25 protein-coding genes are annotated in these 22,490 nt (G+C 71.2%); 7 read left to right on the top strand and 18 right to left on the bottom strand.

Annotated features, from left to right (window positions below; translation table 11 throughout):
* Positions 1-5 precede the first annotated feature (5 nt).
* Positions 6-752, bottom strand: a complete 747-nt coding sequence (locus HHX35_RS25785; RefSeq protein WP_182901278.1) for a DivIVA domain-containing protein — start codon at positions 750-752, stop codon at positions 6-8.
* Between the two features lie 126 nt (positions 753-878).
* Between HHX35_RS25785 and HHX35_RS25780 the strand changes: the two genes are divergently transcribed.
* Complete coding sequence (locus tag HHX35_RS25780) at positions 879-1,637, top strand: ATP-binding cassette domain-containing protein (protein ID WP_182901277.1); 759 nt, start codon at positions 879-881, stop codon at positions 1,635-1,637.
* Positions 1,634-2,305 (top strand): hypothetical protein, encoded by a 672-nt coding sequence (locus tag HHX35_RS25775; RefSeq protein WP_182901276.1) that lies wholly within the window; start codon positions 1,634-1,636, stop codon positions 2,303-2,305. Before HHX35_RS25780 ends, HHX35_RS25775 begins: the two co-directional genes overlap by 4 nt.
* Before the next feature lie 19 nt (positions 2,306-2,324).
* On the opposite strand, the gene rlmN is transcribed toward HHX35_RS25775, so the two are convergent.
* On the bottom strand, positions 2,325-3,437 hold the full coding sequence (gene rlmN / locus HHX35_RS25770; protein ID WP_182901275.1) for a 23S rRNA (adenine(2503)-C(2))-methyltransferase RlmN: 1,113 nt from the start codon (positions 3,435-3,437) through the stop codon (positions 2,325-2,327).
* A gap of 104 nt (positions 3,438-3,541) precedes the next feature.
* Between rlmN and HHX35_RS25765 the strand changes: the two genes are divergently transcribed.
* Positions 3,542-4,576, top strand: coding sequence for a suppressor of fused domain protein (locus HHX35_RS25765; protein WP_182901274.1), 1,035 nt, complete (start codon positions 3,542-3,544; stop codon positions 4,574-4,576).
* A gap of 36 nt (positions 4,577-4,612) precedes the next feature.
* Here HHX35_RS25765 and HHX35_RS25760 read toward each other — a convergent pair whose 3' ends face one another.
* The 6 genes from HHX35_RS25760 to HHX35_RS25735 all read right to left on the bottom strand — a co-directional run bounded on the left by HHX35_RS25760 (position 4,613) and on the right by HHX35_RS25735 (position 10,882).
* Positions 4,613-5,506, bottom strand: a complete 894-nt coding sequence (locus HHX35_RS25760; RefSeq protein WP_182901273.1) for a phosphatidate cytidylyltransferase — start codon at positions 5,504-5,506, stop codon at positions 4,613-4,615.
* A 106-nt stretch (positions 5,507-5,612) separates the two neighbouring features.
* A complete protein-coding gene (gene frr / locus HHX35_RS25755; RefSeq protein WP_139580165.1) occupies positions 5,613-6,170 on the bottom strand; it encodes a ribosome recycling factor in 558 nt (185 codons plus the stop codon).
* 9 nt (positions 6,171-6,179) lie between these two features.
* Positions 6,180-6,950, bottom strand: a complete 771-nt coding sequence (pyrH, locus tag HHX35_RS25750; protein ID WP_030511713.1) for a UMP kinase — start codon at positions 6,948-6,950, stop codon at positions 6,180-6,182.
* A gap of 52 nt (positions 6,951-7,002) precedes the next feature.
* Positions 7,003-7,836 (bottom strand): translation elongation factor Ts, encoded by an 834-nt coding sequence (tsf, locus tag HHX35_RS25745; protein WP_182901272.1) that lies wholly within the window; start codon positions 7,834-7,836, stop codon positions 7,003-7,005.
* Positions 7,837-8,029: 193 nt separating this feature from the next.
* Entirely contained in the window at positions 8,030-8,926 is an 897-nt protein-coding gene (rpsB, locus tag HHX35_RS25740; protein WP_182901271.1) for a 30S ribosomal protein S2, read from the bottom strand.
* Positions 8,927-9,364: 438 nt separating this feature from the next.
* Positions 9,365-10,882: a CoA transferase gene (locus HHX35_RS25735; protein ID WP_310739306.1), complete on the bottom strand. Its 1,518-nt coding sequence runs from the start codon at positions 10,880-10,882 to the stop codon at positions 9,365-9,367.
* 304 nt (positions 10,883-11,186) lie between these two features.
* Between HHX35_RS25735 and HHX35_RS25730 the strand changes: the two genes are divergently transcribed.
* The 4 genes from HHX35_RS25730 to HHX35_RS25715 all read left to right on the top strand — a co-directional run bounded on the left by HHX35_RS25730 (position 11,187) and on the right by HHX35_RS25715 (position 15,661).
* Positions 11,187-11,540, top strand: coding sequence for a YraN family protein (locus HHX35_RS25730; RefSeq protein ID WP_182901269.1), 354 nt, complete (start codon positions 11,187-11,189; stop codon positions 11,538-11,540).
* Position 11,541: 1 nt separating this feature from the next.
* Positions 11,542-13,191 (top strand): YifB family Mg chelatase-like AAA ATPase, encoded by a 1,650-nt coding sequence (locus HHX35_RS25725; protein ID WP_182901268.1) that lies wholly within the window; start codon positions 11,542-11,544, stop codon positions 13,189-13,191.
* Positions 13,191-14,462, top strand: a complete 1,272-nt coding sequence (gene dprA, locus HHX35_RS25720) for a DNA-processing protein DprA (protein WP_259405377.1) — start codon at positions 13,191-13,193, stop codon at positions 14,460-14,462. Before HHX35_RS25725 ends, dprA begins: the two co-directional genes overlap by 1 nt.
* 278 nt (positions 14,463-14,740) lie before the next feature.
* Complete coding sequence (locus HHX35_RS25715; RefSeq protein WP_310739305.1) at positions 14,741-15,661, top strand: tyrosine recombinase XerC; 921 nt, start codon at positions 14,741-14,743, stop codon at positions 15,659-15,661.
* Positions 15,662-15,848: 187 nt separating this feature from the next.
* On the opposite strand, the gene HHX35_RS25710 is transcribed toward HHX35_RS25715, so the two are convergent.
* The 10 genes from HHX35_RS25710 to rpsP form a co-directional block, all read right to left on the bottom strand.
* Positions 15,849-16,652, bottom strand: coding sequence for a M23 family metallopeptidase (locus HHX35_RS25710; RefSeq protein WP_220505897.1), 804 nt, complete (start codon positions 16,650-16,652; stop codon positions 15,849-15,851).
* Positions 16,653-16,818: 166 nt separating this feature from the next.
* Entirely contained in the window at positions 16,819-17,142 is a 324-nt protein-coding gene (locus HHX35_RS25705) for a DUF2469 domain-containing protein (protein WP_030511723.1), read from the bottom strand.
* A gap of 54 nt (positions 17,143-17,196) precedes the next feature.
* A complete protein-coding gene (locus HHX35_RS25700; protein WP_139580158.1) occupies positions 17,197-17,922 on the bottom strand; it encodes a ribonuclease HII in 726 nt (241 codons plus the stop codon).
* 78 nt (positions 17,923-18,000) lie between these two features.
* Complete coding sequence (lepB, locus tag HHX35_RS25695) at positions 18,001-18,714, bottom strand: signal peptidase I (RefSeq protein WP_310739304.1); 714 nt, start codon at positions 18,712-18,714, stop codon at positions 18,001-18,003.
* Between the two features lie 20 nt (positions 18,715-18,734).
* Positions 18,735-19,589 (bottom strand): signal peptidase I, encoded by an 855-nt coding sequence (lepB, locus tag HHX35_RS25690; protein ID WP_182901267.1) that lies wholly within the window; start codon positions 19,587-19,589, stop codon positions 18,735-18,737.
* 108 nt (positions 19,590-19,697) lie between these two features.
* The gene (gene rplS / locus HHX35_RS25685) at positions 19,698-20,063 is read right to left on the bottom strand and encodes a 50S ribosomal protein L19 (protein ID WP_139580156.1); all 366 of its coding nucleotides are present in this window, start codon (positions 20,061-20,063) and stop codon (positions 19,698-19,700) included.
* A gap of 154 nt (positions 20,064-20,217) precedes the next feature.
* Positions 20,218-21,078: a tRNA (guanosine(37)-N1)-methyltransferase TrmD gene (gene trmD / locus HHX35_RS25680; protein WP_182901266.1), complete on the bottom strand. Its 861-nt coding sequence runs from the start codon at positions 21,076-21,078 to the stop codon at positions 20,218-20,220.
* 9 nt (positions 21,079-21,087) lie between these two features.
* Complete coding sequence (gene rimM / locus HHX35_RS25675) at positions 21,088-21,606, bottom strand: ribosome maturation factor RimM (protein WP_182901265.1); 519 nt, start codon at positions 21,604-21,606, stop codon at positions 21,088-21,090.
* 165 nt (positions 21,607-21,771) lie between these two features.
* Positions 21,772-22,014 (bottom strand): RNA-binding protein, encoded by a 243-nt coding sequence (locus tag HHX35_RS25670; protein WP_079320659.1) that lies wholly within the window; start codon positions 22,012-22,014, stop codon positions 21,772-21,774.
* A 1-nt stretch (position 22,015) separates the two neighbouring features.
* A complete protein-coding gene (gene rpsP, locus HHX35_RS25665) occupies positions 22,016-22,471 on the bottom strand; it encodes a 30S ribosomal protein S16 (RefSeq protein ID WP_182901264.1) in 456 nt (151 codons plus the stop codon).
* Positions 22,472-22,490 lie beyond the last annotated feature (19 nt).

Raw genomic sequence — 22,490 nt, 5'->3', positions numbered from 1 at the left:
TCGCGTCAGGGGCAGCGCTCGAGCACGCTCGCCATCTCGGCCAGGAAGCCGTCCACCTCGTGGATCGCATAGCCGGGCCGGAACACGACGGTGGCGAACGTGGCCTTCCTGACCTGCTCGGCCGTCAACGGCTCGGCCGCCGTCCCGCGCAGCGTCGCCACCACCCGGTCGAGGAACGCGTCGACCTCCTCCTCGCGGTAGCCCATGCCGAGCCGCCCCGGACGGAAGGCCACGCGCTCCACCCGGGCCGCCTGCGTCTCCAGCCAGGACTCCCCGGGGCCGGCGGCCTTCGCGGGGGCCGTGTCCGATCGCGCCCGCTCCTCGGCACGCGTACGGGGGGACGAAGCCGCCACGGCCAGGTCGGCGGGCTTCGGAGCGGCGGGCTCGGGCTTTGTGACGGCGGGCGTCCTGACGGCGGGCCCTTCGACGGCGGCGTTCCTGACTGCGGGCCTTTCGGCGGCGGACGGCGGCGACACGGCCGGTCTGCGCGGCGCGGCCGGGGCGGTCGCGATGTCCTGGCCCGCCCTCGCCTCGACCGCCACGATGAACGCGTCGAGCGCGAAGTCCACCGCCGTCTCGTTGTAACCCCCGAGCTTGACGGCGAACTTCGCGTTCCTGATCTCGTCGGCCGTCACCGGCGGCCCGTCGAGCGGGCCGAGCCCGAGCGTCCGCTCGATCCTGCGCACGAAGTCGTCGACCTGTCCGGGGTCATAGCCCAGGCGCACGGCCATGACGCGGGGAAAGCGGTTCACCACCACACCTCCCTGCCCGTTGCTGACGCCCGTCCATTTTGACGGGAGTCCCAACAGAAAGGCGAGACCCAAAGATCGACCGATGTTCGTACGCCGGGAGGAACATCCCGATAGGCTCAAAAAACTATGCGGATCGCCAGCCTCTCCTTCCGGTATGGACGGCGCGACCCCTGGATCCTGTCCGACGCCGACCTGGTCCTCGACGCGGGGGACGTGGTCGAGGTCACCGGGCCCAACGGCACGGGCAAGTCGACTCTCCTGCGACTGGTCGCCGGGCTGCTCAGGCCCGTACGCGGTAGCGTCGAGGACCGCCCCAGGGTCGTCGGGTACGCCCCCGAGCGGTTCCCCGCGGACCAGCCGTTCACCGTGGCGTCCTACCTGCGGCACATGGCGGCGGTCCGGAGGGTGAGCACGGACGCGATCGGCAGGTGGAGCGAGCGGCTCGGCATGGACCACCTGCTCGGGCAGCGCCTGCCCGATCTGTCCAAGGGCAGCGCGCACAAGGTGGGGCTCGCGCAGGCACTGCTCGCGGAGCCGGGGCTGCTCGTGCTCGACGAGCCCTTCGCCGGTCTCGACGCCGCCACCCGCGCCGAACTCCCCAGGATCATCGGGGACGTCAGCGCGCGTGGAGGGATCGTGGTAGTGAGCGACCACCAGGGTGATCTGCGCGCCTTTCCCGGTCTGCGCCGCTGCGAGGTCCGCGACCGGGTCGTACGGGAACTCGAACCGGTCGAGGAGGCCGGCGAGACGGCCCTGACCGTGCTGGAGGTGGCGGTGGACCCGTCGAGGGCCTCGGACCTGGCCGACCGCCTGCGCGCCGAGGGCTGCACGGTGCATATCACGGGGCGCATCACGGCCCGCGTCGCCGGGGAGGCCGCCGGATGACACCCGTCATGGCGCTGGCGAGGTTCCGCCTGGCCGGTTACGTCGCCTCACACCGGGCTCTCCAACCGCTGATCGCGCTGCTGGCGCTGCTCGCGGTCCTCTACGCCGGCTCCATTCCCGCCGGTCAGGAGATCGGGGCCACCGCGGACTCGGCGGCCATGCTCGTGCCGGTGCTCGCCTGGGCCGCGCGTGGCCTGCTCGACACGGAACCCGACGAGCAGCGCAGCGTCGCCCTGTCCGCGCTGGGGCCGAGGGAGCTGGTGAGCGGCCTCCTGGCGGCGTTCGCGTCGCTGCTCGTCCTGGCCTCGCTCGCCGAGGCCGTGCTGCTCCTCCGCCTCGACGCCTCCCCCACCCTCACCGTGCTCCTGGCCGGGGTGTGGCTGCATCTGCTGTCCGCGACGGCGGGGGTCGCGCTCGGGGCGTTGACGAGCCGCCCGATCCTGCCCTCTCCCGCGGTCTCCACGATCGCCCTGATCCTCGGCTACCTGTCGATGCTGGTGCTCAGCATGGCCGGTGCCCGCTGGCTCACCGTGCCGGTCATGGCCTGGATGCGGGACGCCCATCACGGTGTGCTGCTGTCCGGGCTGCCCCTGATCACGGTGCAGTCGCTGCTGTGGCCCGCGATCGGACTGGCGGCCTACACCTGGCTGCGCCGCACGCGACCCTAGGCCACCACTGAGGCGGCGGCTATTGGGGCGCCGCGGCGAGCTGCCCGCACGCCCCGTCGATCTCCCGCCCCCGGGTGTCCCGTACGGTGACGGCGACCCCGTGGGACTCCAGGCGGCGTACGAACGCCCGCTCGTCCTCGGGACGTGAAGCGGTCCACTTCGAGCCGGGCGTGGGGTTGAGCGGGATCAGGTTGACGTGCACGAGCTTGCCCTTGAGCAGGCGGCCGAGCAGGTCGGCCCGCCACTCCTGGTCGTTGATGTCCTTGATCAGGGCGTACTCGATGGACACGCGCCGCTTGGTCTTGGCCGCGTAGCTCCAGGCCGCGTCGAGCACCTCGGCGACCTTCCACCGAGTGTTGATCGGCACGAGCGTGTCCCTGAGCTCGTCGTCCGGCGCGTGCAGGGAGACGGCGAGCGTCACCGGCAGGCCCTCGTCGGCGAGCTTGCCGATCGCCGGCACCAGGCCGACCGTCGACACCGTGACGCCGCGCGCCGAGATGCCGAGGCCCTCCGGCGCGGGGTCGACCAGGCGGCGGACGGCGCCGATGACGGCCTTGTAGTTGGCCATCGGCTCGCCCATGCCCATGAAGACCACGTTGGTCACCCGTCCGGGACCGCCCGGGACCTCGCCGCCGGCCAGCGCCCGCGCGCCCGCGACGACCTGCTCGACGATCTCGGCGGTGGACATGTTGCGGGTGAGCCCGGCCTGGCCCGTCGCGCAGAACGGGCAGTTCATGCCGCACCCGGCCTGGGAGGAGACGCACATCGTGACGCGGTCGGGGTAACGCATCAGGACCGACTCGACCAGCGAGCCGTCGAACAGCTTCCACAGCGTCTTGCGCGTCATGCCACCGTCACAGGTGATCTCGCGCACGGAGGTCAGCAGCGGGGGCATGAGCTGCTCGACCAGCCGCTCGCGCAGCGCGCCCGGCAGATCGGTCATCTGCTCGGGAGAGCCGGTCAGCCGGGTGAAGTAGTGGCGGGAGAGCTGGTCGGCGCGGAACGGCTTCTCCCCCAGCTCCGCCACCGCCGCCCTGCGTTCTGCCATGGTCAGGTCGGCGAGGTGGCGCTGCGGCTTGGCCCTGCGGGGCGCCACGAAGGTCAGCTGCCCGGTCTTCGGCTGCTCGCTCACGCAAAACCCTTTCCATCATCCGCGGCCATGGTCTTAACGACTGGCGCAACCGGCTTTACATTCTGTCTGGCGGTCGAATCCCGGAGGCGTACGAGAGGTGAGGTGTGGACACCACTGTCGTGCTCACCAGCACCAACCCCTACGGGAGCCGCACACTGACGATCGAAGCCGACCGGACCTCCTCCGTAGCTTACCTTCGTGGCGCGGAGGGGATCGTCCACGGAGCGGTCTGGCTGGCCAACCACGTCCCCGCGCCCGCCGAGGCCGATGTCGGCCGGGCCGACGCCGGGCTGCCGCCGGTGATGCCCGAGGCGCACACCGCGCATCCCTCCGGCCGGCCGCCCCTGGACGCGGAGTCGCTGTCGGTGCTGTGGTTCGAGGAGGGCGACGGCGTCGCCCTGTACGAGAACGACACGCTCCTGGCGGTCATTCCGGCGTGGGCCGACATGGAGCGCGGCCTGCCCGGGTACGCGCGGGACGCCGTCGGGGAGTCGCCTTTCGCCTGGCCGCTCGGCGAGGCGCTGGAGGGCCTTTCCCCCCGGGTGGCGAAGGCCCGCGCGTACTGGCGGTGGCGGCAGGCGGAGGGCAGCTGGGCCACCTACCAGCAGTTCGTGCTCGGCCACCTGGACAGCAGGCTCGGGACGCCCGGCCGCTACTGGGACGTCGGCGGCGACCGGTTCCCCCTGGTGGGCGTCAGCGAGCGCCCGCCCACGTTCACGCGGGACTACACGGTCCTGTCCACGGTCGGCATGAGCTGCCAGCGGATGCCCGCCGCGGAGATGTACGACACGGCGTGCCGGGTGGAACTGGCGCTGGCGACCAGGCAGGATCCGAGGGTCGCCGCACGGCTGTTCGCCTGGCTCGGGCAGTATCCGTGGCGCTCGGTGACATGGCTGGGGCACGGGCACACGGCCCGCTGGTTCCAGAACCCGGTCACGTTCCCGCTGGACGGCGGGCACCAGGGGGTGCTCATGCTGATGGACCCGCCCGGACTACCGGACATGTCGGGATTCATGTTCGGCGGTGACGCCGTACGGTGGCTGTGGCTGCTTCCGCTCACCGAGTCCGAACTCCGCCTCGTGGCCGATCACGGCCATCGCGCGATCAGCGAACGGTTGGCGATGACCAGCCGGATCTGACGCGTGGGGCGCCGGGCCGGGACCCGGACCGGCCTGTCAGGCGACCGGGACCAGGAGCGTGAGCAACAGCCACACGGGGACGAGCGTGAACAGCAGCGAGTCGAGGCGGTCCATCGCCCCGCCATGCCCCGGCAGCAACGTGCCCATGTCCTTGATGCCGATGTCACGCTTGATCACCGACTCGACGAGGTCGCCGAGCGTCGCGCACACGACTCCCGCCAGGCCGACGACGGCGCCTTCCCAGTACTCGCCCTGCAACAGGAAGTGGACCAGTAACGCGCCGCCCACGACGCAGGCGAGGGTGGACCCGGCGAAGCCCTCCCAGGTCTTCTTCGGGCTGATGTGCGGCGACATCCGGTGCTTGCCGAAGAAGATCCCGGCGAAATATCCCCCGATGTCGCTGCACACGGTGACCACGACGAAGACGATCACGCGGTCCGGCCCGTCCTCGGGAGCCAGCAGCAACGGCACGAACCCCGCGAGCAGCGCCGGATAGACGGAGACGAACACCGCGGCGGTCGCGTCCCTGACAAAGCCTTCGGCGCCCTGGAACATGCGCCAGGTCAGCAGCACCATCACGGTCACGGCGAACGCGCCGACCAGGAACGACGTGCCGCCCCAGAAGGGCCCGAGCACCATGGCCGCCATGCCGGCCAGCAGGGGCGGCAGCGGCACCCGGATGCCGAACCCGCCGAACGCCTTGACGATCTCGTGGATGCCGACGCCGATGGCCACGAGGACCACGACGAGGAAGGCGACCTTGACAAAGTAGAGCGAGCCGATGACCACCGCGCCGAGCGCGAGGCCGACCCCCACCGCTGCCGGAAGGTTGCGGCCCGTGCGGCCCGAGGGCTTCTCGGCGGCATCGCCGGAGGGGCCCGCCGGGCCCCCCGCCGGGTTCCGGTCGCCGGCGGCAGCAGTTCCGTCCACAGCGTCCCAACTCTCTATATGCGCGTGATCCTTGCGCCGCTCCGCTCGCGCGGTGCGGCACAAGGATCACGGTCGTGCCGTACGGCCCGCTCTCCGGGCCGCGACGTCAGACCTCGAGCAGCTCGGCTTCCTTGTGCTTCAGCAGCTCGTCGATCTTCGCGACGTGCTTCTGGGTGAGGTCGTCGAGCTCCTTGACCGCACGATGGACCTCGTCCTCGCCGGCCTCGCCGTCCTTGACGAGCTTGTCGAGGGTCTCCTTGGCGTGCCGGCGGATGTTCCGTACGGACACCCGGCCGTGCTCCGCCTTGTTGCGGGCGACCTTGATGTACTCCTTGCGGCGCTCCTCCGACAGCTCGGGGAACACCACGCGGATCACGGTGCCGTCGTTGCTCGGGTTGACGCCGAGGTCGCTGTCGCGGATGGCCCTCTCGACCGCGGTCAGCGAGCCCTTGTCGTAGGGCTGCACGAGCACCATGCGCGCCTCGGGGACGTGGAACGACGCGAGCTGCTGGATCGGCGTCGGCGACCCATAGTAATCAACATTGATCTTGTTGAACATCGAGGGCGTCACACGGCCGGTGCGGATGCTCGCGAAGTCGTCCTTGGCGACCGTCACCGCCTTGTCCATCTTCTCCTCGGCCTCGAGGAGGGTTTCGTCGATCACTGCGGCTCCCTACTTCCCTGCCGGACTCACCAGCGTGCCGATCTTCTCACCACGGACCGCCCGGAGGATGTTGCCCTCGCCCATGAGATCGAAGACCACGATGGGCAGGCCGTTGTCCATGCACAGGCTGATCGCGGTGGCGTCCATGACCCCGAGGCCCCGCGTCAGCACCTCACCGTAATCAAGCTGGTCGAATCGGACCGCGTCGGGGTTCTTGCGCGGGTCCGAGTCGTACACGCCGTCGACCTGGGTGCCCTTGAGCAACGCCTCGGCGCCGATCTCCAGCGCGCGCTGTGCGGCGCAGGTGTCGGTCGAGAAGAACGGCGAGCCGAGCCCCGCGCCGAAGATGACCACGCGGCCCTTCTCCAGGTGGCGGATCGCACGGCGCGGCAGGAACGGCTCGGCCACCTGCTGCATCGTGATCGCGGTCTGCACACGGGTGTCGATGCCGCGCTTCTCCAGGAAGTCCTGCAGGGCGAGACAGTTGATGACGGTCCCGAGCATGCCCATGTAGTCGGCCCGGGCGCGGTCCATGCCGCCCTGCGACAGGGCGGCGCCGCGGAACATGTTGCCGCCGCCGACGACGACCGCCACCTGCACGCCCTCACGGACCGCTTCGGCGACCGAGTCCGCCAGCTGGGCGACGACGCGCGGGTCGATCCCGAGGGACTCCCCGCCCGCGAACGCCTCACCCGACAGCTTCAGCATCACCCGCTTCCAGCGCAGCGGCCCGTCGTACGACGAAGCCGCCGGCGTGGCGGGTCTGGTGTTCTCCTGCACGGCGGCGGCCTCCTCGGATGTAGCGCGGGTCGAAAAGCTCCTGGCAGTAAGCCTAAGCCTGGCCGACCTTGTAGCGGGTGAAGGCCAGGACCTTGACGCCGGCCTCGTCCGCGAACTTCGCGATCGTCTTCTTGTTGTCCTTCACGAACGCCTGCTCCAGCAGGGTGAAGTCCTTGTACCAGCCGTTGACCCGGCCGTCGACGATCTTCGGGATGGCGCCCTCGGGCTTGCCCTCCTCGCGGGTCATCTGCTCGAACAGCGACCGCTCCTTCTCGATGACCTCGGCGGGCACCTCGGCGGGGCTGAGGTACTTCGGCGCCATCGCGGCGGTGTGCTGGGCGATGTCCTTGGCGACCTCGGCGTTCGGCGTGTCGAGCTGCACGAGCACGCCCACGGCCGGCGGGAGCTGCGGGTCGGTCTTGTGCATGTAGGAGGTGATGAAGCCACCCTCCAGCACCGCGAACCGGCGGATCTCGATCTTCTCGCCGAGCGCCGCGTTGGCCTCGTCGAGCAGCTCCTTGACGGTCTTGCCGTTCAGCTCGGACTCGAGCAGGGTCGGCACGTCGGCGGGCTTGGTCGCGACGATGTGCGCGACGATGTCGGCGGCGAGCTCCTGGAAACGCTCGTTCTTGGCGACGAAGTCGGTCTCGCAGTTGAGCTCAAGCAGCGCCGCGAGGGAGTCGCCCTCGTGCTTGACGGCGACCAGGCCGTTCGACGCGGTGCGGGCCTCGCGCTTGCCGACGTCCTTGGCGCCCTTCAGACGCAGGATGTCGACGGCCTTGTCGAAGTCGCCCTCGGACTCCTCGAGCGCCTTCTTGCAGTCCATCATGCCGGCGGCGGTCAGCTCGCGAAGCCGCTTGACGTCGGCCATGTTTACGGAAGCCATTGTCCAATTTCCTCTTCGGGACCCGGATGCGAATCGTCTGGGGGGTGGGCACCCGTGCCGAGCACCCACCCGGTGAAGCCCTCAGCGCGGCGGGCGTCGCCCTACCGCACCGGAACCAGGTCGTTCCCTGGGAGATCCCCGCCGTCGCGGCCGGCCGGAGGCGCCGCGCCCGGCGGGGATCCGTGGTCGTTCGTCAGGCCTGCTCGCCCTGCGCGGGCTCCTCGGCGACCGGAGCCTCGGCAGCCGGAGCCTCAGCGGCCGGAGCCTCGGCGGCCGGGGCCTCGGCGGTCTCGGCGGCCGGGGCGGCCTCGCCGCCCTCGAGGAGCTCGCGCTCCCACTCGGCCAGCGGCTCGGCGGCGGCGACGCCCGCGGGCTTCTCGTCACCGCGGCCGGCGCCCGCACGGGTCATGAGGCCGTCGGCGACGGCGTCGGCGATCACGCGAGTGAGGAGGCTGACGGCGCGGATGGCGTCGTCGTTGCCCGGGATCGGGTAGTCGACCTCGTCCGGGTCACAGTTCGTGTCCAGGATCGCGACGACCGGGATGCCGAGCTTCTTGGCCTCGTTGATCGCGATGTGCTCCTTCTTGGTGTCCACGACCCAGACCGCGCTCGGGACGCGGGCCATGTCACGGATACCGCCGAGGGTGCGCTCCAGCTTCTCCTTCTCGCGGCGGCGCATCAGGAGCTCCTTCTTGGTGAGCCCGGAGCCTGCCACGTTGTCGAAGTCGAGCTCCTCGAGCTCCTTCAGCCGCTGGAGCCTCTTGTGCACGGTGGAGAAGTTGGTGAGCATGCCGCCCAGCCAGCGCTGGTTCACGTACGGCATGCCGACGCGCGACGCCTGCTCGACGATCGACTCCTGCGCCTGCTTCTTCGTGCCGATGAACATGATGGTGCCGCCGTGCGCGACGGTCTCCTTCACGAAGTCGTAGGCACGGTCGATGAACGACAGCGACTTCTGCAGGTCGATGATGTAGATGCCGTTGCGCTCGGTGAAGATGAAGCGCTTCATCTTCGGGTTCCACCGACGGGTCTGGTGGCCGAAGTGGACGCCGCTCTCCAGCAGCTGCCGCATGGTGACGACAGGGGCCATGGTGATGGTCCTCCATGGTCGTGTGCCCTCGGGCACGGTCTCGGTTGGTCACGCGGGCGTCTTGCCCGCGCCCTGACGCCCCGGGCCGCTTTCACCGGACGCGGTCCGGACCGAGAAGGCGGCTCGTGAGTGGGCGTGCGAATTCGGCCCGCCTAGCAGGCCGTCGAACAGTCTACCCGGATCCGCCCCTTCAGTTGACCCTTGCCGGATCAGCACGCCGTCACACCACCACCGGCCCCGCCGATCCCCCTCGGCCTGCCGGAACCAGCTGGCACAGGGCCTTCGCCGAGCAGTGCCCTGCCGGCCTTCCTCCTTCACACGCACCCGCCCCGCCGGCTATCGCCCCGCCGCCTCCCCGCGCTCTCCCGCGCACGCCTCACAGACGTCGCAACGGCCGGGCCCGGCAGGCGTCCGTTGTCGTCAGGGGGACGGCTGTCGTCAGGGGGACGGAGCCCATGCCGCGGGGTGCTCCCCCTGGCGGGGCGGCGGGCTCGTCCAGTGCGGCCGCGTCCCGTCGACGGCGCCGGGCGGGGTCACATAGGTGAGCGTGCCGAAGGAGCTGTCCATCGTCGCCAGCAGATCCTCCACCCGGGGCTGCCGCACCCCCGCCCCGTCGATCCTGCCGAGATCGTCGAGCCACGCCGCGGTCCTCGCCAATGACACCTCGACGTGCCACGAGCCACCCTCGGCCGCCCGCCGGAGCAGCGCGGCGACCGCGCCGAACGCGGCCAGGTAGCCGGTGCCGTGATCGAGAGCCTGCGCGGGCAGCGGGCTCGGCCGCAGGCCGTCGCCGTTCTCGTGGGCGATCCCGCATGCCATCTGGACGAGGCTGTCGAATCCCCTCCTTGAGGCCCATGGCCCGCGGGTGCCGTACGCGGAGATGTCGACGCAGACGATGCCGGGCCGCAGAGCGGCGAGGTCGTCCGGCCCGAAACCCCTGGCCCGCAGGGCCCCGGGCCGGTACGCCTGGATGACCACGTCGGCCTGACGGACCAGCTCCCGCAGCTTGTCCGCCTCGGAACGCAGGTCGATGTGGCACGACCGCTTGCCGAACGCCGTCTCCACCACGAGCCCCGGCACCTCGGGCAGGTGTGCGGCGCCCACATGGAGCACGTCCGCGCCGTACGCCGCGAGCGCCCGCGCGGCCACCGGCCCGGCGATCACGCGAGTCAGGTCGAGCACTCGCACGCCGCCGAGCGGCCGCTCCGTCCCGGCCGGGAGGCCGCTGCCGGGGCCGCCGCGCGTATGGCCGGCCCGCGCGCGGCCGGCCCCGCCGCCGGTCCCACCGCTATCGGCCCCGCTGCGGCCGGTCCCCCTGCGGCCGGTCTCGCTCGGCCGGCCGTCCCCACCTGACAGCCGGGAGACGCCGACGAGAGGAAGGCCGGCCAGCGCCCGCGCCTGGGGGTGCGCGAGCCACTCGGCCCTGCTCCGCATCGCCGCCGCACAGCCGCCCTCGTGAATCACCGCCTCCTCGATCTCCACTGCCGTGCGGCCGGCGCACGCCCTGCCGACGTCCTCCTTGCCCGAGCCGGGCGACAGCCCGAGCGCGCGCATGGCGGCATCACGGTGATGATCGAAGTTGCAATGGAGCCGGATCCAGCCGTCCGAGGTGCGGTAGTCCCCCGACAGCTCGGCCCAGACGTCCATGGCTTTCCCGTCGGCGCGGAAATGCCTCTCGCTCTGGAATGCCACGGCGGCGTGCCGGACATCGATCGTCACATCCGGATCGCCGAGCTCCCCGCGAGTGGGCTGCCGGCCGCCGGCCCCTTCCTCGCCGCTCTCCCCAGCGCGGGCGGCGTACGCCGCGACGGCGGCGGTCAGGGCGCCGGCCGAGGCCGCGGCCATCGTGCCGAGGGGGAAGACGGACGGCAGGACGGGGTCCTCGCCGATGACCCGGACCTCGGGCAGGGTGACCCCGGCGCCCGCGCCCAATTCCCTGATCAGCCTCGCGGTCACTGCCGGCTCCTCACTGCCGATGCCCTGCGGCGCCCGATGCCCGGCGGCGTGCTCCATGACGGCAGAGCCGCCTCCCGGGAGCCGGGGCAAGTATCCATGCCGATCGCAGTCTGCTCTCGGCCACCCTCCCCCTTCCGCTCCCGGCCTCGGCTGTGGACGATGAGAGCCTCCTCACGATGCCCACCTGCGATTTCCTCCGCCCGTCCACAGCCGTCGAATCGCGCGGCGGGCTTTTCCACAGAAAGAGGTTCGGTGGCACGGGCCCGGGGCCGCTTCGGCGAGTGTCTGCGGCGGAGGTGGTCCCATGGCGGCGAAGGATCGGCTGGGCAGGCAGGGCGAACAACTCGCCGTGACCTTTCTCACGGCGAAGGGCATGCGCGTACTCGACCGCAACTGGCGCTGCGCGGAGGGCGAGGTCGACATCGTCGCCCGTGACGGCAACGCGCTGGTGATCGTGGAGGTGAAGACCCGCTCCGGGCGGAGCCACGGCACCGCCTTCGAGGCGGTGACCGGTGAGAAACTGCTGCGCCTGCGGACGCTGGCCGTCAGATGGCTGGCCATGCACGCGGAGCGTTTCGACACCATACGGGTCGACGTGATCGCGATCGAGCGGTTCGCCGGCGACTTCTCACTCAGGCACGAACGCGGGGTGGTCTGAGATGCCCGTCGCCCGGACCCATTGCGTCGGCCTCGTGGGCGTCACCGGACGCCTTGTGGAGGTCGAGGCCGATGTGGGCCCCGGCATCGCCGGGACACACTTCATCGGGCTTCTCGACACCGCGATCAGCGAAGCCCGGGGCCGCGTGAGGTCCGCGCTGATCAACAGCAGGTTCGCCTGGCCCGACGCACGGGTCACCGTGAGCCTGTTCCCGGCCACCTTGCCCAAGCGAGGATCGATCTTCGATTTGGCCATCGCGATCGCGGTGCTCGGCGCGGCCGGCGCCGTGCCCGCGCAGCGGATCGCGGCGCCGATGTTCCTCGGCGAGCTCGGTCTCGACGGGCGGGTCCGGCCGATCAGAGGCGTGCTGCCGGCCGCGCTCGCCGCCGCCGAGGCGGGGGTGCGCACGGTCGTGGTGCCCGCGCTCAACGCCGCGGAGGCCGCTCTCGTGCCCGATCTCACCGTGGTTCCCGTCGCCACTCTCGCCGAACTGGTGGGGTGGCTGCGCTCGGGCGACCTGCATCGGCTTCCGGTGGTGGCGGACGCCGCCTCGCTGTCGCAGGACGCCGAGCAAGCCGAGCAAGCCGAGCACGCCGGGCGTGGCGGGCATGGCGGGCATGGCGGGTACGCCGGGCGCGTCGAGGACGCGTCGCGTGCGGCAGGACCGCACGGCGGCGACCGGGGCGCACCGGGGCTGGACCTGTGCGATGTGGCCGGGCAGCCGATGGGCCGCAAAGCGCTGGAGGTGTGCGCCGCCGGAGGGCACAACCTCTGGATGCTGGGCCCGCCGGGGAGCGGCAAAACCATGCTCGCCGAGCGCCTGCCGACGCTCCTGCCGCCGCTTGACCAGGAGACGGCCCTGGAGGTGTCGGCCATCCACTCGGTGGCGGGAACGCTGCCGCCGGGGCGTCCGCTGCTCACCCGGCCCCCTTTCATGGCGCCGCATCACAGCGCCACGATGGCGGCCGTCGTGGGTGGTGGGAGCGGAGGCGTCGTGCGGCCCGGAGCGGTGTCGCTCGCGCACCGAGGCGTGCTCTTCCTCGACGAGGCGCCGGAGTTCGCGACGACCGTGCTCGACTCCCTGCGGCAACCCCTCGAGTCGGGCACGGTGACCATCGCGCGAGCTGTCGGCGCGGTCACGTTTCCCGCCCGGTTCATGCTGGTCCTGGCGGCCAATCCGTGTCCGTGCGGCCTGCAGGGATCGGTTGGACACCCCTGCAAGTGCACCCCGGCGGGCCGTCGCCGCTATCTCGACCGGCTCTCTGGGCCACTGCTGGACCGCGTCGACGTGAAGGTGAAGATCGGCCGGGCCACCCGCGCCGAGTTGCTCGCGGACCGGCACTTCGTGGAGACCAGCGCGACCGTGGCCGAGCGGGTGAGGCTGGCGCGCGAGCGGGCCGCCAGACGGTTGGCCGGCACTCCCTGGCGTACCAACGCGGAGGTGTCGCCATCCGCGTTGCACCGTGATTTCCGCCTGCCCGACGCCGCGATGGCCCCGCTCCATCGAGGTCTCGACGTGGGCACGCTCAGCGCACGCGGCCTGGATCGCGTGCTCCGCATCTCTTGGACGATCGCGGATCTCACCTGCAAGGACCGTCCGGGCCAGGCCGAGACGTCGGCGGCCCTCGCACTGTGGCTCGGAGTGGATTGATGGAAGCGACCGAGTTCTCCACCGCCGGCGACGCGCCGGCCGGCAAGTCCGTCTCACCGACAGCAGACGCCTCCGGCCCGGCTGGGGACGCCGGTGGCGCGACCGGTCCCGGAAGGGCGGAACGGCCGGCCCGCGTGGCGATCATGCGGATGGCCGAGGCAGGCGACGCGGTGATGGGCCGGTTGATCGCCCGCTATGGTCCGGTGGGCGCCATGGAGCAGGCGAGACGCGGCGTGCTCGACCCTGGCTTCGCGCGTGATGAGAAGGACCGCGCCGAGGCTTCCAGGCGCCACCTGGATCTCGGCCGGCATGCGGCCGCCTGGGCGGCCCGCTACACGGACCCGTCAGACGACCTGGCGCAGGGCATGCGGCGAGGAGCGCGGCTCGTCGTTCCGGGTGACGTCGAATGGCCCACCCAGCTCGACGACCTCGGCGACGCGAGGCCCTTCGGACTGTGGGTGGACGGACGGGCGAACCTGCGCTTCTCCTGCCTGCGCTCGGTCTCCCTGGTCGGAGCCAGGGCCGCGACCGCGTACGGCACGACCGTGGCGGCCGAGTTCGCCATGAGTCTCGGCGGGCGCGGATGGACGGTGATCAGCGGTGGCGCCTACGGGATCGACGGCGCCGCCCACCGGGGCGCGCTGGCGTCCGGAACACCGACGGTCGTCGTGCTCGCCTGCGGGACGGACGTGTGTTATCCCAGCGCGCACGAGGACCTGTTCCGTGCGGTGCGCCGGCAGGGGGTGGTGATCAGTGAGTGGCCGCCGGGCGCACACCCCACCCGGCTGCGGTTCCTCATCCGCAATCGGGTGATCGCCGCCCTGTCCCGGGGGACCGTCGTCGTGCAGGCCGCCGCGCGCAGCGGTGCGCTCAACACGGCCACTCATGCCTGGGGCCTGAACCGGCAGCTGATGGCCGTGCCCGGTCCCATCACCACGGAGGTCTCCACGGGCTGCCACGTCCTGATCCGTCAGGGCAAGGCCGTCTGCGTCACCTCGGCCGAAGAGATCATCGAGTTGGTCGGCTCCATCGGTGACGACCTCGCACCGGAGCAACGCGGGCCCGTGCGGCCTCGAGACGGGCTGAACGACGAGACCAGGCGTGTGCTCGAAGCGATCCCCGCACGCGGCGCCACAGGTCCCGCCGCGATCGCCGTCGCCGCCGGTGTTGACATCGGGACGGCACTCGCCTGCCTCGGCGCTCTGGCCGCCGCGGGGTTCGTGGAGAACGTGGACCGGGGGTGGCGGCTGCGGCCTGCCGCACGCCAATAGACGGGCGGCGCGCGTCATCATGGCGTGCTCGGCGGAGATCTTGCCGGCGGTCGTCGGTTCGCTCGCACGATCGCGACGTGCCGACCGCGCCGGTGCAGGCGGCCGGCGCTCTGGAATGAGGCCAATGGTTAGCATGCGAATCGTGGCCTCGCCTTCCCCACTGGGCTCACGGGACGCACTCGCGCATCGGATGCCGCCCGCCGGGAAATGGGACAGGGCGCGATGGAACAGGGCGGCGCACCCGCATCAGGCCGGAAGAGAGAGGGAAGGACGACGTCGTGGCAGCGGGCGAAGGGCAGGGACTCGGGGAGTTCGACACCGTCCTTGAGCAGTTCGAGCGGCATCTGCGGCTCGAACGGGACCTGTCGCCGCACACGCTGAGGGCGTATCTCGGGGACATCTCCTCGCTGTTCGCGCACATGAGGGCCGCCGGGCACGACGACGTGTCCGCTCTTGACGTCACCGTCCTGCGTGACTGGCTGGGGGACCAGCACCAGGCCGGACGATCGAGGGGGACGCTGGCCCGCCGTTCCGCCTGCGCCCGGGTCTTCACCGCCTTCTGCCAGCGACGGGGATGGCTGGCGAGTGACCCGGGGCTGCTCCTCGGCACGGCGAAGGCCGAACGGCGGCTGCCGAAGGTGCTGGACCAGACCGAGGCCGAGGCCGTCCTGTCCACGCAGGGGCCGGGCGACGCCAGGGACCTGCGCGATCGGGCGATGCTGGAGCTGCTGTACGCGACCGGCGTGCGGGTGAGCGAGTTGTGCGGCCTCGACGTGGACGACGTGGACCGGGACCGCCGGACGGTCCGCGTGCTGGGCAAGGGACGCAAGGAGCGGACGGTTCCCTTCGGGCTGCCCGCCCTGCAGGCCCTGGACGCCTGGTGCGTGCGGGGCAGGCCCCTGTGGATTCGCGAGGGAAGCGGCCCCGCGCTCTTCCTCGGCGTCCGAGGAGGCCGGATCGACCAGGGCACCGTCCGGCGTGTCGTGCACGCCCGCCTGGCCCAGGTCGAGGGAACCCCCGACATGGGCCCGCACGGGCTGCGCCATACCGCCGCCACCCATCTACTCGAAGGCGGGGCCGACCTGCGATCCGTGCAGGAGATGCTCGGGCACGCATCCCTGGCCACCACACAGATCTACACGCACGTGTCCATCGAGCGGCTGCGGGCCGCCTACCGCCAGGCTCATCCCCGCGCCTGACGCCCAAGCAGCCGAGCACCGCCCCTGAGCACCGCGCCCAAGCAACTGAGCACCGCGCCCAAGCAGCCGACACCCGCGCCCAAGGAGCTCAGCACCGCCTCTGAGCAGCGCGCCTGGGCACTGCGGACGCGCACCATTCGTCAGCCTCGCCCGGACCAGCGGGCCCGGCTGTCACGTCTCTCGGTCGTCATGACGGCCGGCGGGCGTCGCGGACGGGCCAGCGGGGCAGGAGGCGGACCTGCCCTCGGCCGAACAGGAGGAGCGGGTCCAGGTAGAGACGTCCGCGCAAGAGTCCCCAGTGCAGGCAGGGGGCGGTGCAGTGAGCGACGGCGTCCTCCTCGACGACGCCGATGACCTGACCGGCCGCGACGACGTCGCCAGGCCGGACCAGGGCCCGGACCGGCAGGTAGGTGGTGCGCAGGCCGTCGGGATGTGAGATGGTCACGACCCCCCGGCCCGCCACCCGCTCCGCCAGGCCGACGACTCCCGGTCCTGCGGCCATGACCTTCTCTCCGGGCTGAGCAGCCAGGTCCACACCCCGGTGACCGGCCAGCCACCGCTGTGGGGGCGGATCGAAGCGCCTTATCGGATGTGCGGGCCCGGCAAGCGGCCATCGCCAGCCGGACGCGGCTCCACGCGGCCCCGTCGGGCCCGGCGCGACCGGCCCCACCCGGTGCGCGTTCCCGCGAGAGCGGGCGGTCCCCGCCGGCACGACGTCCTCAGCCCGGTCCGGCCCGGCCGGCGATCCGCCTACCGGCCCGATGGACCGAGCCGGTCCGAGCGTGTTGGCGCCCGCGGACCGGGGCGTCCCCGCCGGCCATGCGTCCGCAGGCCGGGGCGCACTCGACGATGCGTCCGCGGTTCGGGTCGCGCCCGTCGGCAACGGAGCGGCGGACTGGCGCGCGCCCGCCGGCGACGGATCCGCGGACCGGCGGGTCAGGACCCTCACAGCCCCCGGCGCCCTCGCGGTCGTGGCCGCGTACGGCGTCATGGGGCCTCCAGCGGCCACAGGCCGGACGGCGCCCGATGGCCGGGTGGGAGCCGCGGTCAGCAGGACCAGTACGAGCACGTACGCGACGAGACGCATGCCACGACGATGCGCCCCGAAGGCCCGCGCCGAGCGGCCGAACGCCGTTCTGGGGACAGGCCGCGCACGATCAGCTGGAGAAGCCCTCCTTGGGCATCTCGAGGTCGGGCTTGGCCAGTTCCTCGACGTTGACGTCCTTGAAGGTCACCACCCGCACGTTCTTCACGAAGCGGGCCGGGCGATACATGTCCCAGACCCAGGCGTCCTGCATCTTGACGTCGAAGAAGACATCGCCGTTCTCGGCGGTGCGGACGTCGAGATCGACGGAGTTGGTGAGATAGAAGCGCCGCTCGGTCTCGACCACGTAGGTGAACAGGCCCACCACGTCGCGGTACTCCCGGTAGAGCTGCAGCTCCATCTCGGTCTCGTACTTTTCGAGATCTTCCGCGCTCATCCCGGTCCTCCTCTGCCACTCCCCGTCGGGATCCCACTGTCGAGGCCGACCCGTTCAGACGACACCGGTCCCAACCTCATTCTCGCGCATGTCCTCATCCTGCCCCGTCCATAGGCCCCCGGCCGGGATCCTTGTCCCACGAGTCACCCTGGCCACCGTCACGAACGAGAACCGATGGTGGGGGCTCGGCCCATGCCGCGCCAGGGCCCGCCGATGGCCGGGGGTCACGTAGCCCTTGTGCAGGGCGAAGCCGTACTGCGGGTAGACCTCGTCGAGCCCGTGCATCAACCGGTCCCTCGTCACCTTCGCCACGATCGAGGCCGCCGCCACGCACGCGGCGACCTGGTCGCCCTTCCACACCGCCAGCGACGGCGCGGGCAGCCCGGCCACCGGGAAGCCGTCCACGAGGACGTAACCGGGGACGAGCCCCAGGCCGGCGACGGCCCGCCGCATCCCCGCGACGTTGCACTTGTGCAGGCCGCGCGAGTCGATCTCCTCGGGAGGGATCACGACCACGCTCACGGCCCGGGCTGTCGCCGTGATCCGCTCGTAGAGGCGCTCGCGCACGGCCTCCGTCAGGAGCTTGGAGTCGCTCAGCCCGTCGATCTCCCGCCCCAGCACGACCGCGGCGACGACCAGCGGCCCGGCGCAGGCGCCGCGACCGGCCTCGTCCACCCCGGCGACCGGCGTGAACCCCCGCCGGGCCAGGGCCCGCTCGTAGCCGTAGAGTCCGGAGTCCCGTCGTACGACACTCGGGCGCGGGCGATAGGCAGCTGTCATGACGACAAGCAGATTACGCCCCATTCGGGACCGGCGATACGGCCGGAACCACCGCCGACGGCAAAGCCGCAGGTGAGATCAGCGTACGACGGAGAAAGTGTCGGGCCGGGAGAGGAACGAGATCCGGTTGAGCGGCCAGTAGCGCAGGAACGCCCGCCCGGTGACGTCGTCCTCGGAGATCGTGCCCTGGTGCCCGTCGTCCGGGTAGAAGCGCGAGTCCGCCGAGTTGTTCCGGTGGTCGCCCATCAGCCACAAGCGCCCCTTGGGGACCTTCACGTCGAACTCACGGCCGGAGGGCTCGGCCCCCGGGTAGAGGTACTTGCCCTCCTCGTCCAGCGGCGTCCCGTTCACGGTGATGCGATGCTTGGCGTCGCAGCACTTCACGTGGTCGCCGCCCACCCCGATCACCCGCTTGATCGTGTCCTCGCCGTTCCAGCCCTTGAAGACCACGATGTCGCCGCGCTCCACCGGCCCGAGCTTGTACGCGAGCTTGTTGACCACCACGTAGTCGTCGACCAGGAGCGTGTTCTGCATCGACTCCGACGGGATCCAGAACGACTGCAGCAGGAAGGTGTGGACCAGCAGGGCGACGACGACCCCGCCGAGCACGTACATGAGGGTCTCCAGAAGGCCGGAGCCCTTCTTCTTCGCGGGCCGGTCCTTCTTCCCGCCGACGGTCCGCTCGTCCTCGCCCGCCTCGCCCGCGGCCGCCGGCTCCGCCGGTGCCTCAGAAACGTCGGCGGATCCGACCGGCCCGGCGGTGCCTAAGCGACTCTCGTCGGACTCTCCCACGGCTGCCTCCTCCGGCTCTGTCACGTCCTTCGTCGCCTCACCAGTCGCCGGCGCAGGGCCACCAGCGGCACGGCCCCCGCGAAGCCCGCGACGAACGGCGCGGCCCCGAGGGCCGCATGGAGCGCCGGCTGCGCGAACGTCTCCGGAATCGGCAGGATCTTGGCCCGGTTGAACGGCCAGACGATGACGAACGCGCGGCCGATCACCTTGTCGGCGGGAATGGTGCCGCCGCCCGGGTCGCCCATGTGCAGGCGGGAGTCCCAGGACACCGAGCGGTGGTCGCCCATCACCCACAGGCGGTCCGGCGGGACGGTGACCTCGAACTCGCGCCCGGACGGCTCGTCGCCGGGATACAGGTACGACTTCTCGTTCAGCGGCACGCCGTTCACCGTGACCCGGCCCTGCTTGTCACAGCATTTGACCTTGTCGCCCGGCACGCCGATGACCCGCTTGATGTAGTCCTTCTCCCCCGGCACGACCCCGAAGGCGGTGCCGAGCCAGCGCAGCCCGGCCGCGATGGGGTTGGACGGTTCCTCGAGCTTCACCTCGGGGTCCCAGGAGTCCACGCCGGAGAACACCACGATGTCGCCGCGCTCGATGTCGCGTACGTGGTAGACCAGCTTGTTCACCAGCACCCGGTCGTTGATGAGAAGCGTGTCCTCCATCGACTCGGATGGGATATAGAACGCCTGGACCACGAAAGACTTGATCAGCAGGGCCAGAGCGAGGGCGACCACGATCAGGACGGGCAACTCCCGCCAGAACGAGCCTTTCTTCTTCCCGTCCTCGGCGTTCTGCTTGACGTCTTCGGCGACCACGTCCACCCCGTCCTCGGCAGGGCGACGCGTGCCCGGCCCCTGTCCCTCGCTAGCCATCGCTGCTGAGCCTAGATGATGTCCGCGACGGCGAGCGCCGGGGACACCGCATCACCGGCAAAAAGAAAGTGGCCCGCGCCTGAGACACGGACCACGATCTCCAAAGCCTTACTTGGCGGCCGGCTGCGCCTCGCGCTTCTCGCGGATGCGCGCGGCCTTTCCGCGCAGGTCACGCATGTAGTACAGCTTGGCCCGGCGCACGTCGCCGCGAGTAACCACGTTGATCTTCTCGATCACGGGGCTGTGAACCGGGAAGGTGCGCTCGACGCCGACGCCGTAGCTGACCTTGCGGACCGTGAACGTCTCACGGATGCCACCGCCCTGGCGGCGCAGGACGAAGCCCTTGAACACCTGGATGCGGGACCGGTTGCCCTCGACGACGCGGACGTGGACCTCCAGCGTGTCACCCGGGCGGAAAGCCGGTACGTCGCTGCGAAGGGCAGCCTTCTCGATCTCCTGGATCTGCGTGTGCATGGCGGCGGTTCCTCATTCACATGGGCACACGGAGGTCCACCCGGCCGGCCCGAGGGCTCGGCGACGAGGGGGACACGCGTGCTTGGCTTGATACGTCTTGTCTGCCACGTCCAGGCCGGGCGCACCCGGCCATGCCGAAGTAGGCAGCAGCGATTCAGTCTGCCACATCTTCCGGCGCTGCGCGAAACCCGGGGCGAGACGCGGTGCGAGACGCGGCGGCGGAACGGCGCTCCTCGAGACGTTCCTCGAACTCCTCGATGACGCGCCGGTCGTGCTTGTCGAGGCCGTCCCGGTCGAGCCTGGCGACCAGTTCCGGCCTCCGGTCCAGCGTACGGCGCAGCGCCTCGTCACGCCGCCACCGGGCGATCCTGCCGTGGTGGCCCGACAGCAGGACCTCCGGCACCTCGTGCCCCCGCCACACGGGCGGCTTGGTGTAGACGGGGCCTTCCAGCAGGTTGGCCATGTCCCCCGGCGCGAAGGAGTCGTCGGCGACGGAGCGCGCGTTGCCGAGGACCCCCGGCAACAGCCTCCCCACGGCCTCCACCATCACCAGGACGGCCGCCTCTCCCCCGGCTAAGACGTAGTCGCCGATGCTGACCTCGTCGGTGCGCAGACGCTCGCCGTACTCGGCGACGACGCGGGAGTCGATGCCCTCGTACCGCGCCGGGGCGAACAGCAGCCACGGCTCCTCGGCGTACTCCAGCGCCACTTCCTGGGTGAACGGCCGGCCGCTCGGCGTGGGGACGATCAACCGGGGCAGCGCGTCCTCCCCGGAGGCGGCGCGTCCGTCCTCGATCACCGCGTCGACGGCCTCGCCCCAGACCTCCGGCTTCATCACCATGCCGGGGCCCCCGCCGTACGGCGTGTCGTCCACGGTCTTGTGGACGTCATGCGTCCAGTCGCGGAGCTGGTGGAGGTGGATGTCGAGGATGCCGCGCTCGCGGGCCTTGCCCATGAGAGAGACGTCGAGCGGGGCGAAATACTCCGGGAAGATCGAGATGATGTCGACGCGCATCTGCGGCCCCTACTCCGCCTCTGGGGCGTCGAGCAGGCCGGGCGGGGCGTCGACGACGAGGATTCCCTTGCCGAGGTCGATCTCGGGCACGAGCGCCTTGACGAACGGGACGTACGCCTCGTCGCGGGAGGGACGGGCCACCACGAGCAGGTCCTGTCCGTGGTGGAGGACGTCGCTGACCTCGCCGATCCGCTCCCCCTCGGTGGTGACCACCGTCAGGCCGATCAGTTCGTGGTCGTGGAACTCGTCGGGGTCCTCGATCGGCGGCAGGTCCGCGGAGTCCACGACGAGCAGCGTGCCGCGCAGCGCCTCCGCCGCGTCCCTGCCCTCCACGCCGGCGAGGGTCAGCAGCAGGATCCCCTTGTGCCACCGGGCCCGCTCCACCGTCAGCGGACCGGCCGACGCCGGGTCGGTGGCCAGCGCCACCCCCGGAGCGAAGCGCAGATCGGGCTCGTCGGTGCGCACCTCGACCGTGACCTCGCCCCGCACGCCGTGCGGGCGGCCGATCCTGCCCACGACTAGCTGCACTTGTCGCCTACCTCCGCTACCGCTTCAACGCGACTTCTACGCGACGGTCCGAACGCCGCCGCCCGAACCGGTCTGTCATGGCGAACCCCCCGGAAGAGACCGGTTCGAAGCCGGAAAACACGCCGGGGGACCCCGGTGCGGGGTCCCCCGGACGCGTCGTTCGGCTCAGCGCGCCTCTTCAAGGTCAACCAGGTCGATCCGCACGTACTTGCCGTTCGACAACGCGTTGACGACGGTGCGCAACGCCTTGGCCGTACGGCCGCCACGGCCGATGACCTTGCCGAGGTCGTCGGGATGAACCCGGACCTCGAGAACGCGCCCGGTGCGGATGCGCCGTGCGCGGACCCGGACGTCGTCCGGATGCTCGACGATGCCCTTGACCAGGTGCTCGAGGGCCTCCTCGAGCACCTCAGGCCTCGCCTTCCGGCTTCTCCTCCGCGGCCGGGGCCTCGGCGGTCTCTTCGGCCTTCACGGTCTTCTTGGCCTTCTTCGGCGTGGTGGCGGCGGCGCCGGTGTCACCCGAGAGCGACTCCTTGGCGGCGGCCTCGTACGCCGCGTGCCGGTCCGGCTTGGGCTCGGCGACCAGGAGCGGAGTGGTGGGGGCGGGCTCGCCCTTGAACTGCTGCCAGTCGCCGGTCAGCTTGAAGATCTTCAGGACCGGGTCGGTCGGCTGCGCGCCGACGCCCAGCCAGTACTGCACCCGCTCGGAGTTCACCTCGATGCGCGAGGGGTTCTCCTTCGGGTGGTACAGGCCGATCTCCTCGATGGCGCGGCCGTCCCGCTTGCTCCGGGCGTCGGCGACGACGATGCGGTACTGCGGGTTGCGGATCATACCGAGCCGCTTGAGCTTGATCTTGACTGCCACGGGTGTGGTCTCTCCTGCA

It is taken from the genome of Microbispora sp. H10830 (assembly GCF_014161375.1).
Classification (GTDB): domain Bacteria; phylum Actinomycetota; class Actinomycetes; order Streptosporangiales; family Streptosporangiaceae; genus Microbispora; species Microbispora catharanthi.
This window is presented reverse-complemented; position numbering and strand designations above follow the sequence as displayed.